Below are 12,494 nucleotides of genomic sequence, written 5' to 3'. Positions count from 1 at the left end.
CAGCCCCCGGACACGCTGAAGCACAACCTTGGGTGAGCTGAAGTGCAGCCGTGCAGGGGCTGAAACGTGCCCGCGCATTCCAGCCCGCTCAGGCAACGTCTCAGCCCGTCCGGCGTTTGAGGACGAGGCGCGGAGCGCCGATTCGGCGGGGGGCCGTCCCACCCGCACGGGACAGCCACCCGATTCCAGCCCGTCCGGCGTTTGAGGACGAGGCGCGGAGCGGCGACAAGCGGGGGGCCGGGGGCGGCAGCCCCCGGGTTCGGGAAGGGGTGGGATTGGGGAGCCCCGCAGGGTTAGACCGTCACCCGGCGCCAGACCACCCGCTCGTACGTTCCGGCGACCCCCGTCTCGTACAACAGGCCGACCGTCCCGGGCCCCACCTGGACCAGGTCCGAGTAGCCGGCCCGGTCCTGGGACAGGGTGAGGAGCTTGGCGAAGGTCCGCCCCCCGTCGCGGCTGCGCCAGAGGGCCATCGCCTGCCGGGCAGTGGGCACGGAGGGACCGGAGAAGAGCAGCGGCTCCCCCCAGCCCCGAAGCTGAAGCAGCCCACCCTGCACGACGGGCACGTCGTTGAGGGTGGGCTGAACGGCGTAGGGCCGGTCGAGGCTGCGCCCCCCGTCGCTGGAGTAGCTGTCGAGCCGATTGCCCACGGCCACCCCGTGCTGATCCCGCGAGCTGAGGTACAACCGCCCGTCGGGAAGCTGCGCGACGGCGGACTCGTTGGAGTTGTGCTCCCCGTCGTAGGAGTCGTCGACGAAGCCGATGCGCCAGCTGAGCCCGTGGTCGTCGCTGTAGAGGGCGTGCCCGCCGTAGTACTTGGGCTCCTGCCCGGTGTCGGAGGACCCGGGCGCGGGCGCGGCGGAGTGGTTGGCGGGCACGACGAGCCGCCCGGCGTACGGCCCGCGGGTGAGCGCGACGGCGTGCCCGGGCCCGGTCGCGTACCACCGCCAGTGGGGCCGCTTCACGGCGGCGGTGATCTCGCGCGGCGAGGAGAACGTACGACCGTCGTCGGCGCTGCTCTGCACGAAGGCGCGCCGGCTCTGCGCGGCCGTGACCTCACCGCGCATGATCTGTCCTTCGGTGACGGCACCGCTGTTGTAGGAGGTGAGCAGGACGACGCGCCCGGTCACGGGGTCGACGACGGGCGCCGGGTTGCCACGGGTGTCCCCGCGCCCCGCGGCGACGACGGCGAGGGGCCCCCAGGTGCAGCCGCCGTCGGTGGAGCGCCGCAGGACGACATCGATGTTGCCGGTGTCGGAGGCGCTGGCGCGCCGCCCCTCGGCGAAGGCGAGCAGGGTGCCGCGATCGGTGCGGACGACGGCGGGGATGCGGAAGGTGTCGTAGCCGTTGGTGTCGGCGGTGTACGGCACGGAGGTGGCGCAGCCGGGGAGGAGGGGGGCGGGGGCGGCGCCCGGGCGGCTGAAGGCGGTGAGCGCGAGGGCGGCGGAGAGGGCGAGGGCGGCGGCGGTGAGGCGAGGGCGGCCGCGGCGGGGGGCTCGGAGGCTTCGGAGGCCCGGGAGACCCCGGAGGCCCGGGAGACCTTGGTGTCCCGCAGGGCCCTGACGGCCCTCGCCGGCCTCCCCGTCCCGGCCCGACAGCATGCTCCGAACGGGTGGACGTCGTCTCTGGATCACGCGGCTCGTACGGCTCATACGGCTCCTCACGACGGGACGTGGGACGTAGGACGTCGCGCGTGAAGCTAATGCGCCTCGGGCGGTACGACAATACCCCTGTGTGACGACGGAGTTGACGCTGTGTTGACGCATGAGAGTGACGGGAGCGCTTCGGGGCGGGTGTCCCCGGCCCGAGGGAGGGCGTGACGCCGCCGGGGCCGAGGCGCCCTACAGCCCCCTAACCCCCCGCCCCCGGCGTCACCAGCCCCGACTCGTACCCCACGATCACCAGCTGCGCCCGGTCCCGCGCCCCCAGCTTCCCCATGATCCGGCTGACGTGGGTCTTCGCGGTCAGGGGGCTGAGCCCGAGCGCCTCCGCCACCTCGGTGTTGTTCAGGCCCCGTGCGACCAGCGTCAGGACCTGGCGTTCGCGGTCGGAGAGGGCGCCGAGCGCGGCGGGCGCGGGGGCTTCGGCGTGCGGGGGCTGCGGCTGGCGCAGCACCCGGGCGATGAGGCGTCCGGTGGGGCCCGGCGACAGGAGCGACTCGCCCGCGGCGACGGTACGGATGGCGTCGAGCAGCTCCGCGGGCTTGGTGTCCTTGACCAGAAAGCCGGACGCGCCCGCGCGCAGCGCCTCCACCACGTGCTCGTCGGTGTCGTACGTGGTGAGCATCAGGACCTTCACACCCGCCAGGTCCTCGTCGGCGGCGATCAGGCGGGTGGCCTCGATGCCGTCGAGGTCGGGCATGCGGACGTCCATGACGACGAGGTCGGCCCGCTCGGTCCTGGCCAGGTCGACGGCCTCACGGCCCGACCCGGCCTGCGCCACGACCTCCATGTCCCGTGCGGACTCCACGAGCATGGCGAAGGCCGCCCGTACCAGCGCCTGGTCGTCGGCGAGCAGTACCCGGATCACTCGGCTCACTCGGCTCTTCTCCCCTCGCCCAGCGGCAGCACCGCCACCACCTCGAACCCCCGGCCCGCGCCCGTCCGCGGCCCCGCCTCCAGCGTCCCGCCCACGCTCCGGGCCCGCTCCCGCATCCCGATGAGCCCGAACCCGGGCGCGTCCCCGGTCCCTGTGGGTCCGGCGCCGCCCCGGGCCGGGGATACGGCCCCGGGGCCGGACGGGGCCGTATCCCCGTCCCGGGACACGACGACGCCCCACGTGGCGGGCGGCGGCCCTCCGTTCACGGTCGCCGTCCCGCCCGGAGCCGGGCCCGCCTTCCCGCCCGCAGACGTACCAGCGGCCGAAGCAGCCGAAGCCCCCGCCCGCCCGGCGGAGCCCGAAGGCACCCCGGTGTCCCCCGGCACGAACCGCCCCCCGGCGACCCCCGCCCCGGCGCCCCCGAAGCTCCCGAAGCCCTCGGCACCCTCGGCGCCCTCCGTGCCCCCCGAACCCCCGTCGTCCCGCACCGTCACCCTCAGCTCCCCGCCTTCCTCGCCTATCCCCACCGCCACGCTCGGCCCCGGCCCGCCGTGCCGGACCGCGTTCGTCAGGGCCTCCTGGACGATGCGGTACGCCGCCGCGCCCACCGCGGGCGGCACCGGGGGGTCGGGGAGGCTGACCGCGAGGTCGACCTTCGCGCCCGCCGTGCGGGCCGCGTCCGCGAGGTCGACGAGGCCGTCCAGGCCGGGGAGAGGGCCGCGGGACTCGTCGGGGGCGTCGGCGGGTCCCGGGCCCGCGGTGCGCAGGACCTCCAGGGTGGCCCGGAGTTCGCCGCGCGCGGTGCGGCAGGTCTCGGCGATGTCGTCGAGGGCGCCGGCGATGGCGGCGCGGTCGAGGCGGTCGGGGTCGGCGGCGAGGACGTGCGCGGCGACCGAGGTCTGCACGCCGACCAGGGTGATGCTGTGCGCGAGCAGGTCGTGCAGATCGCGGGCGACCCGAAGGCGCTCCTCGGCGACGCGCCGCCGCGCCTCCTCCTCGCGGGTGCGTTCGGCGCGCTCGGCGCGTTCGACGACGGAGGCGACGTACTGCCGGTGGACACGGACGTACGTACCGAAGACCAGCACGGCGACGATCCAGCCGGTGATCCGCACGACCTCGGTGACCGGGTCCCCGCCGACGCCCGAGTTGACGACGAGGATGATGCCGATGATGTGGACGCCGGTCAGGAGGGTGCGGCGGGGGCGGCCGGAGACGGCGACGGAGTAGAGGGCGACCATGCCGACGTGGGTCGCGGCCGCGTGGTCGTAGTCCAGGGCGTGGTACGGGCCGATGAACGCCATGACGGCGAGCAGCACCGTCATGGGGCGTTCGCGGCGCCAGATCAGCGGGACGTGGGCGGCCAGGAGCAGCGTCCAGCCGAGCGGGTCGGGGGTCCGGCCGTCCTGGAGGACCTGGGCGAGCACGGCGGCGAGGGCGGCGAGGAGCGCCGCGAGCAGCGCGTCCTCGCGCAGGGCGCGCCGCGACCCCGGTGCCGCTCCGGAGAACGGCCACCAGGGGCGCGAGGCGGACGGCGGGTTGGGCACGTCGTCGGCTCCCCCTTCTCGTACACGCGTCGCGGGTACGCCCATGTGTGGCCCTCATCTTCCTGTAGGGCGGCGCCCCTCCGACAGGGAGGGGCGCCGGACGGACGGGTTCAGCGGGCGCCGGGAGGTCAGGGGGCGCGGACCAGTTCCGGGGCGCTGGGCTCGGGGGCCGGTGGCGGGGTCCGCCGCTTGGACAGGGGTCCCGGCCACCAGACCTTGTCGCCGAGGGCGAGGCTCGCGGACGTCACCAGGTACGTCCGCACCAGGAAGGTGTCCAGGAGCACGCCGACCGCGATGACGAAGCCCAGTTCGACGAGCTGGACCAGCGGCATGTTGGTGAGGACGGCGAACGTCGCGGCGAGGACCAGGCCCGCGGAGGCGATCACGCCGCCGGTGGTGCGCAGCGCGGTGAGCGCGGCCGTCCCGGTCTCCGCCCCGGCCAGGCACTCCTCCCGCATGCGGTGCATGAGGAAGATGCCGTAGTCGACGCCGAGGGCGACGAGGAAGCAGAAGGACAGCAGGCCGAGGCCCGGGTCGGTGCCCTCGAAGCCGAAGACGGGGCCGAAGACGAGTCCGGCGATGCCGAGCGAGGCGCCCCACACGGCGACGACCGCGAGCAGCAGCAGGAGCGGGGCGATCAGGGCGCGGAGCAGGACGACGAGGATGAGCAGGACCGCTGCCAGGACGATCGGGACCACCACCCACATGTCCCGGCGGTTGGTGTCCTTCAGGTCGATCTGTTCGGCGCTCGGCCCGCCGACGTACGCGCCTCCTGGGTCGAGCTTGTCGCGGAGCTTCTCGATGGTCGTGGTCTCCGCCGCCGTCTGCGGCGGGGCCTTGGCGACGACGGAGATCTCGGTCCACTGCCGCGAGCTGCGGCCGCGCTCGGCGCTGTCGACGCCGGGCACGCCCCGTGCGTCGGCGAGCACGCGGTCGGCGCTGTCGGTGGGCGCGATGACGCTGATGGGCTGGGTGCCGCGTTCGGGGAAGGCGGTGGCGAGGGTCTCCATCGCGGCGATGGAGTCGGGCTTGTTGGTGAAGGTGTCCTCCTGCTTGATGTTGCCGGGCAGGGCGAAGGCGCCGAGGGCCAGGGCTCCGAGCAGGACGCCGCCGGACACGAGCACGGTGAGGGGGCGGCGTCCTGCGGACGAACCCATCGACTGGAACAGGGACTTCCGCTTCTTCGGCTCGCTGCCGAACGCGGGCACCAGCGGCCAGAACACCCGCCGCCCGAAGAGCACGAGCAGCGCGGGCAGCAGCGTCAGCATGGCGACGAGCGCGCACAGCACGCCGACGGCGCCCAGCGGCCCCATGCCCCGGCTGCTGTTGAGGTCGGCGGCCAGCAGGCACAGCAGGCCCGCGGCGACGGTGCCGGAGGAGGCGATGACGGCGGGCCCGCAGCCGCGCAGGGCGGTGCGCATGGCGTCGTACGGCCGCTCGAAGCGGCGCAGTTCCTCGCGGTAGCGGGAGACGATCAGCAGGGCGTAGTCGGTGCCCGCGCCGAAGACGAGGATGGTCATGATGCCCGAGCTCTGGCCGCTGACCGAGGTGTCGAAGGCCTGGTTGAGGCCGTAGGCGACGCCCATGGAGAGGTAGTTGGCGACTCCGGCGACGGCGAGCGGCACCAGCCACAGGAGCGGGCTGCGGTAGATCAGGATGAGCAGGATCGCGACGACGCCGACGGTGGTGTAGAGCAGCGGGCCGTCCAGGGAGCCGTAGACCTCGCTGGCGTCGGTGGCGAGCGCGCCGGACCCTCCGACGTCGACCTTCAGGCCGTCCGCGTTGCCGGGGCCACTGGGAGCCTTCACGATGTCCCGCACGTCGTTGACGAAGGCGTCCCGCTTCTCCTCGTCCGTGCCCGGCGCGTTGGTCGCGACCGGGTACATGAGGGTCGCCCCGTCCTTCGACGCCACCCCCGTGGGCGTCGCGACGAGCTTGAACTCACGTCCCACGGCGGCCGCTTGCTCCGCCGCCGTCTTCCGGTCGGCCGCGCCGAGGCCGCCGTCGCGGTGGTAGACGAGCACCAGCTCGGTGGTCTCGCCGCCGGGCAGCCGCTCCTGGACCTTGGCGACCTGCGTGGAGTCGGCGCTCGCGGGCAGGTAGTCCACGGCCCGGTCGCGCTGGACGTCCTCGAGCTTCCCGGCGAACGGACTGGCGAGCGCGAGCACGGCGACCCACAGGCCGAGCAGCACCCAGGGCACGGCACGTGGCCGTCGGCGCTTCGTCGTTGATGCGGCCCCCATCGGTGGGCCTCCCTCCGTGACGGTGTCTGGTGGCTTGCGCCTTCCAGACTTCCGCCGCGAGGGGGGTGATTCGTCGCGCCCGAGAGCGAGTTGGAGGTTACGCCCGGGGGTGGTGCCGGGCGTTCGTTACTCCCTGGGGAGTACTCAGCGGGGCGTCCGCGCCGCCGCCACCAGCAGCCGTGCCACGTCGTCGGGGTCGATGGTCAGCGCGCAGCCCGCGGTGGCGAGCACATCGCGTTCGGCGGGCGTGTACGGCCCGTCGGCGAGCGCGATCCGTGCGCCCTGCAGGAGCAGCGCCTCACGTCCGGCGGGGGCGAGGTGCGGGGCCAGCGGGCCGAGCGCCTCGTGGAGTTCGATGGCGAGGCCGGGCACGCAGTCGGGGTCGCCGAGGCGGCCGGTGTCGGCGGCGAGCGCCTCGATGAGGGCGGCGAGGCGCTCCTCGGTGCAGTCGTCGAAGCCGGCGCCGCGCAGGGTGGTGACGGCCGCGTCGAGGGCGGTACGGGAGGTGCTGCCGCCGCTGGTGAGGACGGCGAGGACGACGGTGTGCACGGCGTCGCGGAGCATCGCGGAGAGGCGGACGGTCGTGGGGTGGTCGAGGGCGTCGACGCCGAAGTGGTCCTGGCAGGCGGCGCATTCGACGACCGGCCCGGCGTCGCCGCGGGAGAACAGCGGCACGCCGAGGAGCACGAAGCGGCGGCGGCCGGTGCGGCGCTGGTAGTTGCGGTCACCGCCGCAGCCGGGGCAGAAGAACTCGCCGTCGCAGACGGTGGTCCAGACGGTGCGGGTGCCGATCAGGCGGGGGCCGCGGCCGCGGTGCGCCAGCCGCGCGAAGACCCGGGGGCGGCCGGGGTCGCGGGCGCCCGGATCGCCCAGTGGTGCGGTTCTGCCGAAGATGCGGGATTCCCGGCCTTTTCGTCCCCGATCTGGCAGCACCACGCACCTCCATGACGCCGCGGCAGCCCTGCCGCGTTGGCGTGATGTTAGCCACATCCGTGATGCCGCGTCAGTACCCCGTACGGGAGATGGCCGGTTGCTGGCCTGGACCAGCCCCCGGACACGCGGCGGCCCCGCCCGCCACGAGGGCGGACGGGGCCGAGAAAGCACCGGTCGAACGGGAGTCCGGCGGGATCAGCGGGCCGCGCGGTTGACGGCGGAGACGACGGCCTTCATGGAGGCACGTGTCGTATTCGCGTCGATGCCCACGCCCCACAGGACGCGGTCGCCGATGGCGCACTCGATGTAGGAGGCGGCCTGCGCGGAGGCGCCCTCGCTCATCGTGTGCTCCTGGTAGTCGAGCAGGCGCAGGTCGATGCCCACGATGGACTGCAGGGCGTTGAAGAACGCGGAGATCGGGCCGTTGCCGGAGCCGGTCAGGGTGATGTCGGCGCCGTCGACGGTGGCCTCGACGGTGAGGGTGTCGGTGCCGTCGACGTCCGTGATCGTCTGGCCGTTCTTGACCTGGATGCGGCCCCAGGGCCTGTCGGGGTTGGGCAGGTACTCGTCCTGGAAGACGCTCCAGATCGCGTCCGGGGTGACCTCGCCGCCCTCGCTGTCGGTCTTCGTCTGGATGATCTTCGAGAACTCGATCTGCATGCGCCGCGGCAGGTCCAGCTTGTGGTCGTTCTTCAGGACGTACGCGACGCCGCCCTTGCCGGACTGGGAGTTGACGCGGATGACGGCCTCGTAGGAGCGGCCGACGTCCTTGGGGTCGATGGGCAGGTACGGCACGGCCCACTCGATGTCGTCGACGGTCTTGCCCGCGGCGGTCGCCCGGGCCTCCATCGAGTCGAAGCCCTTCTTGATGGCGTCCTGGTGGGAGCCGGAGAAGGCGGTGTAGACCAGGTCGCCCGCGTAGGGGTGGCGCGGGTGGACCTCCATGCGCGTGCAGTACTCGTACACGCGGCGGACCTCGTCGATGTCGGAGAAGTCGATCTGCGGGTCCACGCCCTGGCTGAACAGGTTCATGCCCAGCGCGACCAGGTCGACGTTGCCGGTGCGCTCGCCCTGGCCGAACAGGCAGCCCTCGACGCGGTCGCCGCCCGCCATCACGGCGAGTTCGGCGGCGGCGATGGCGGTGCCGCGGTCGTTGTGGGGGTGGATGGACAGGCAGACGTACTGGCGCCGGGACAGGTTCCGGGACATCCACTCGAAGCGGTCCGCGTGCGTGGAGGGCGTCGAACGCTCCACGGTGGCGGGCAGGTTGAGGATGATCTCGCGGTCGGCGTCGGGCTGCCAGACGTCCATGACGCCCTCGCAGACCTCCAGGGCGAAGTCCAGCTCGGTGTCGGTGAAGATCTCCGGGCTGTACTGGTAGCCGAACACGGTGTCCTGGTCGAGGATCTTGTCGGCGTACTCCATGACCAGGCGCGTGCCGTCGACGGCGATCTGCTTGACGGCGTCGCGGGAGCCGCGGAAGACCACCTCGCGCCAGACCGGCGCGGTGGCGTTGTACAGGTGCACGTTGGCGCGCTTGGCGCCCTTCAGGGACTCCACGGTGCGCTCGATCAGCTCTTCGCGCGCCTGCGTCAGGACGGAGATCGTCACATCGTCGGGGATGGCGTTCTCGTCCTCGATGATGGAGCGCACGAAGTCGAAGTCGGTCTGCCCGGAGGACGGGAAGCCGACCTCGATCTCCTTGTAGCCCATGCGTACCAGCAGGTCGAACATGGCGCGCTTGCGGGTGGGCGACATCGGGTCGATGAGCGCCTGGTTGCCGTCGCGCAGGTCGGTGGACAGCCAGCGGGGGGCGACCGTGATGCGCTGGTCGGGCCAGGTCCGGTCGGGGATGTCCACCTGCTCGTACTTGCCGTACTTGTGGATCGGCATGGAGCTGGGGCGTTGGAAGTTCGGCATGGTGTGCGGGGCTCCTCGGGAGGTCCGGAAGGACGGCCGACGGTCTAGCACAGCACCGAACTCCGCGGGGAGGGGGTCGGCCTGCTACAGGCCCTCGCCGCGGCAGCTAAGGAGAAGCAGCCCGAAACGCATGATGCGAGGCAGCCTAGCCGAGGTCCGCGGAATGCGCGGGCGCGTATCAGTATGCGGGACCGTAGGGACGTAACGGACAAAACGTGCCGTATATCACCTGGAGAGGATGACGTAGGCCCGTATACGTCTATTTCACCAATCATGGTGGCAGCTAGTGACAGCGGCATGACCCAGTGCCACATTGCCGCACATGACCGCCAACCCAGCGGGCTTCGAGCCCGTTTTCTGCACGATCGTGCCACCCATCGTCCTGGACAAGCTCGCCCAGTCCTCGGACCCCGCGCTCTCCCAGGCCGCCCGCCGCACCCTCCAGCGCGACGCCTACGAGCGCACCCAGCGTCGTCTGACCACGGTCATCGGCGCCCCCTCGATCACCGCGCCGAAGGGCGCCGAGGCGGGCAAGCCGCACCGCACCATCCACGACGCCAAGCACAGGACGGACCTGCCCGGCCGCAAGGTGCGCGGCGAGGGCGACAAGCCCGGCAAGGACGCCACCGTCAACCGCGCGTACGCCGGCCTCGGCGCGACCTTCGAGGTGTTCTTCAAGCACTTCGAGCGCGACTCGATCGACGGCGGCGGACTGCCGCTGAACGCCACCGTCCACTACGGCGAGGACTACGGAAACGCCTTCTGGAACGGCGAGCAGATGGTGTTCGGCGACGGGGACAGGGAGATCTTCCTCGACTTCACCATCCCCGTGGACGTCATCGGCCACGAGCTGACCCACGGCGTCGTCCAGTACACCGCGAACCTCACGTACTTCGGCCAGCCCGGGGCCCTCAACGAGTCCATGGCGGACGTCTTCGGCTCGCTGATCAAGCAGTACACCCTCGGCCAGACCGCCGACCAGGCCGACTGGCTGATCGGCGCGGGCCTGCTCGCCGAGCGCGTCACCGGCAAGGCGTTGCGCTCCATGAAGGAGCCCGGCACGGCGTACGACGACGACGTGCTCGGCAAGGACCCGCAGCCCGCCGACATGGACCACTACGTCCGCACCGGCCGCGACAACGGCGGCGTGCACATCAACTCCGGCATCCCCAACCGCGCCTTCTACCTCCTCGCCGACGCCCTCGGCGGGCACGCCTGGGAGCGGGCGGGGCAGATCTGGTACGCCGTCCTGACCGGCGGCGAGCTGGCCCAGGACGCCTCCTTCACGGACTTCGCGAAGCTGACGGTGGCGGCGGCCCGCGCCAAGTACGGCGACGGCGAGGAGCTCAAGGCCGTCCTGGACGCCTGGTCCCAGGTCAAGGTGCCCGCCACCTGATCCGGCCGTGACCGGCGGCCCGTCTGGCGGGCCGCCGGTGCCTGGAGTAGACAGGACCCATGCGTATCCAGGTGAAGCGCACCGGAGGTTTCGCGGGCATCGACCGGCACGCGGAGGTCGACACCACCGCGCGGCCCGATGCCCAGGAGTGGCACGCCCTGGCCGAGCGGGCGGCGGCCGACGGCCGGGGCACGCCCCCCGTGGGGGTGCCCGACGGGTTCAGCTATCAGATCACCCTCGACGACCGGACCGTGTACTGCTCGGACCCCCGGCTCACGGAGGACCAGCGGAAGCTGATCACTCGGGTGCTCAAGGAGGGCTCGTAGCGGTACCGGATGCCGGGAAGCAGCGGTACCTGGCGCCGGGAAACAGCGGCAGCGGGCGCCGGAACGCAGCGATACCAGGCGCCGGGAAACCGTCTGCCGCACGGGCGTTGACTTCCGTACCGGCCGGTACGGATGATCGCGCGCATGGCGACGACGCGCGCACCGCTGCCCCGCTTCCCCCACGACTTCCTCTGGGGGGTGTCCACATCGGCCCACCAGATCGAGGGCGCCGCCGACGAGCGCGGCCCCTCGGTGTGGGACGCCTTCACCGCCCGGCCCGGCACCGTCAAGGACGGCACGACGGCCGCCGTGGCCTGCGACCACGTCCGCCGCTACCGCGAGGACGTCGCCCTGATCCGTGACCTCGGCGTGGGCGCGTACCGCTTCTCCGTGTCCTGGCCGCGGGTGCTGCCGCAGGGCAGCGGCGAGGTCAGCGAGCGGGGCCTGGACTTCTACGACCGGCTCGTGGACGAGCTGTGCGCCGCGGGCATACGTCCCGTGCCGACGCTCTTCCACTGGGACACGCCGCTCGCCGTGGCGGACGCGGGCGGCTGGCTCGTCCGGGACACCGCGCACCGGTTCGCGGAGTACGCCGCCGTGGTGGCCGCCCGCATCGGGGACCGCGTAGCGAAGTGGATCACGCTGAACGAGCCCGCCGAGCACACCCTCCTCGGCCACGCCCTCGGGCAGCACGCCCCCGGCAAGCAGCTCCTCTTCGACGCCCTGCCCGCCGCCCACCACCAGCTCCTCGGCCACGGGCTCGCGGTGCGCGCGCTGCGGGCCGCGGGCGCGGCCGACATCGGGGTGGCGAACTCCCACGGGCCGACCTGGGCCGCCTCCGACGCCGCCGCGGACCGCGAGGCCGCGGACCTCTACGACGTGCTCCTCAACCGGCTGTTCTCCGACCCGCTGATCGCCGGGCGCTACCCGGAAGTGATCGCCGAACTCCTCGGCGCCGAAGTCCCCGACCTGGACGGTGACTTGAAGGTCGTCGCGGAGCCGATCGACTGGTACGGGATCAACTTCTACCAGCCCACGAAGGTGGGGGCGCCCCGCGCGGAGCCCACCCCTACGGAGTTCTCCGGCCTCACCCTGCCGCCCGAACTCCCCTTCTCCCCGCGCCCGATCGACGGCTACCCCACCACGTCCTTCGGCTGGCCCGTCGTCCCCGACGCCCTCACCGAGCTCCTCCTCACCCTCCGCGACCGCTACGCCGACCGGCTCCCGCCCCTCGTCATCACCGAGAACGGCTGCTCCTACGACGGCCTGGACGACCAGGAGCGCATCAGCTACCTCGACGGGCATCTGCGCGCCCTGCACCGCGCCCTGGAGGCCGGGGTCGACGTCCGCGGCTACTTCGTGTGGTCCCTCCTCGACAACTTCGAGTGGGCGGAGGGGTACGCGCAGCGGTTCGGGCTCGTCCATGTGGACTACGCCACGCAGAAGCGGACGCCGAAGGCGTCGTACGGGTGGCTGCGGCAGGAGTTGCTCGCGCAGAACGCCCCAGACCCCGCTCCTCAAACTCCCCCAAGCTCTTAAGGAGCAGGGGGGACCCCCACGAGGGGCTATAGATAGCCCGTCCGGCGTTTGAGGA

The 12,494-nt window shown here is 72.7% G+C and carries 9 protein-coding genes; 3 read left to right on the top strand and 6 right to left on the bottom strand.

What is annotated here, in order from left to right; genetic code table 11:
- Window positions 1–293 precede the first annotated feature (293 nt).
- The 6 genes from ACZ6AA_RS39640 to leuA form a co-directional block, all read right to left on the bottom strand.
- Window positions 294–1,370, bottom strand: a complete 1,077-nt coding sequence (locus tag ACZ6AA_RS39640) for a sialidase family protein (RefSeq protein ID WP_468449648.1) — start codon at window positions 1,368–1,370, stop codon at window positions 294–296.
- Between the two features lie 481 nt (window positions 1,371–1,851).
- Window positions 1,852–2,475, bottom strand: a complete 624-nt coding sequence (locus ACZ6AA_RS39635) for a response regulator (protein WP_468480911.1) — start codon at window positions 2,473–2,475, stop codon at window positions 1,852–1,854.
- Between the two features lie 59 nt (window positions 2,476–2,534).
- On the bottom strand, window positions 2,535–4,127 hold the full coding sequence (locus ACZ6AA_RS39630; RefSeq protein ID WP_471463312.1) for a sensor histidine kinase: 1,593 nt from the start codon (window positions 4,125–4,127) through the stop codon (window positions 2,535–2,537).
- An 83-nt stretch (window positions 4,128–4,210) separates the two neighbouring features.
- A complete protein-coding gene (locus ACZ6AA_RS39625; RefSeq protein WP_471463310.1) occupies window positions 4,211–6,325 on the bottom strand; it encodes an MMPL family transporter in 2,115 nt (704 codons plus the stop codon).
- Window positions 6,326–6,469: 144 nt separating this feature from the next.
- A complete protein-coding gene (locus tag ACZ6AA_RS39620) occupies window positions 6,470–7,147 on the bottom strand; it encodes a TerB family tellurite resistance protein (protein WP_468450193.1) in 678 nt (225 codons plus the stop codon).
- Window positions 7,148–7,453: 306 nt separating this feature from the next.
- The gene (gene leuA, locus ACZ6AA_RS39615) at window positions 7,454–9,178 is read right to left on the bottom strand and encodes a 2-isopropylmalate synthase (RefSeq protein WP_468480827.1); all 1,725 of its coding nucleotides are present in this window, start codon (window positions 9,176–9,178) and stop codon (window positions 7,454–7,456) included.
- A gap of 322 nt (window positions 9,179–9,500) precedes the next feature.
- Here leuA and ACZ6AA_RS39610 point away from each other — a divergent pair, with 322 nt between their 5' ends.
- The 3 genes from ACZ6AA_RS39610 to ACZ6AA_RS39600 all read left to right on the top strand — a co-directional run bounded on the left by ACZ6AA_RS39610 (window position 9,501) and on the right by ACZ6AA_RS39600 (window position 12,439).
- The gene (locus ACZ6AA_RS39610) at window positions 9,501–10,574 is read left to right on the top strand and encodes a M4 family metallopeptidase (RefSeq protein ID WP_468449652.1); all 1,074 of its coding nucleotides are present in this window, start codon (window positions 9,501–9,503) and stop codon (window positions 10,572–10,574) included.
- A gap of 59 nt (window positions 10,575–10,633) precedes the next feature.
- On the top strand, window positions 10,634–10,900 hold the full coding sequence (locus ACZ6AA_RS39605; RefSeq protein ID WP_468449653.1) for a protealysin inhibitor emfourin: 267 nt from the start codon (window positions 10,634–10,636) through the stop codon (window positions 10,898–10,900).
- Between the two features lie 132 nt (window positions 10,901–11,032).
- Window positions 11,033–12,439 (top strand): GH1 family beta-glucosidase, encoded by a 1,407-nt coding sequence (locus tag ACZ6AA_RS39600; RefSeq protein WP_471463308.1) that lies wholly within the window; start codon window positions 11,033–11,035, stop codon window positions 12,437–12,439.
- Window positions 12,440–12,494 lie beyond the last annotated feature (55 nt).

This window comes from Streptomyces sp. NPDC040610, assembly GCF_055594065.1.
This window is presented reverse-complemented; position numbering and strand designations above follow the sequence as displayed.

Coding starts and splice junctions, on each gene's coding strand:
- ACZ6AA_RS39600 (WP_471463308.1), top strand. CDS start 11,033: ATGATCGCGCGCATGGCGACGACGCGCGCACCGCTGCCCCGCTTCCCC.
- ACZ6AA_RS39630 (WP_471463312.1), bottom strand. CDS start 4,127: ATGGGCGTACCCGCGACGCGTGTACGAGAAGGGGGAGCCGACGACGTG.
- ACZ6AA_RS39625 (WP_471463310.1), bottom strand. CDS start 6,325: ATGGGGGCCGCATCAACGACGAAGCGCCGACGGCCACGTGCCGTGCCC.
- ACZ6AA_RS39610 (WP_468449652.1), top strand. CDS start 9,501: ATGACCGCCAACCCAGCGGGCTTCGAGCCCGTTTTCTGCACGATCGTG.
- leuA (WP_468480827.1), bottom strand. CDS start 9,178: ATGCCGAACTTCCAACGCCCCAGCTCCATGCCGATCCACAAGTACGGC.
- ACZ6AA_RS39635 (WP_468480911.1), bottom strand. CDS start 2,475: ATGCTCGTGGAGTCCGCACGGGACATGGAGGTCGTGGCGCAGGCCGGG.
- ACZ6AA_RS39605 (WP_468449653.1), top strand. CDS start 10,634: ATGCGTATCCAGGTGAAGCGCACCGGAGGTTTCGCGGGCATCGACCGG.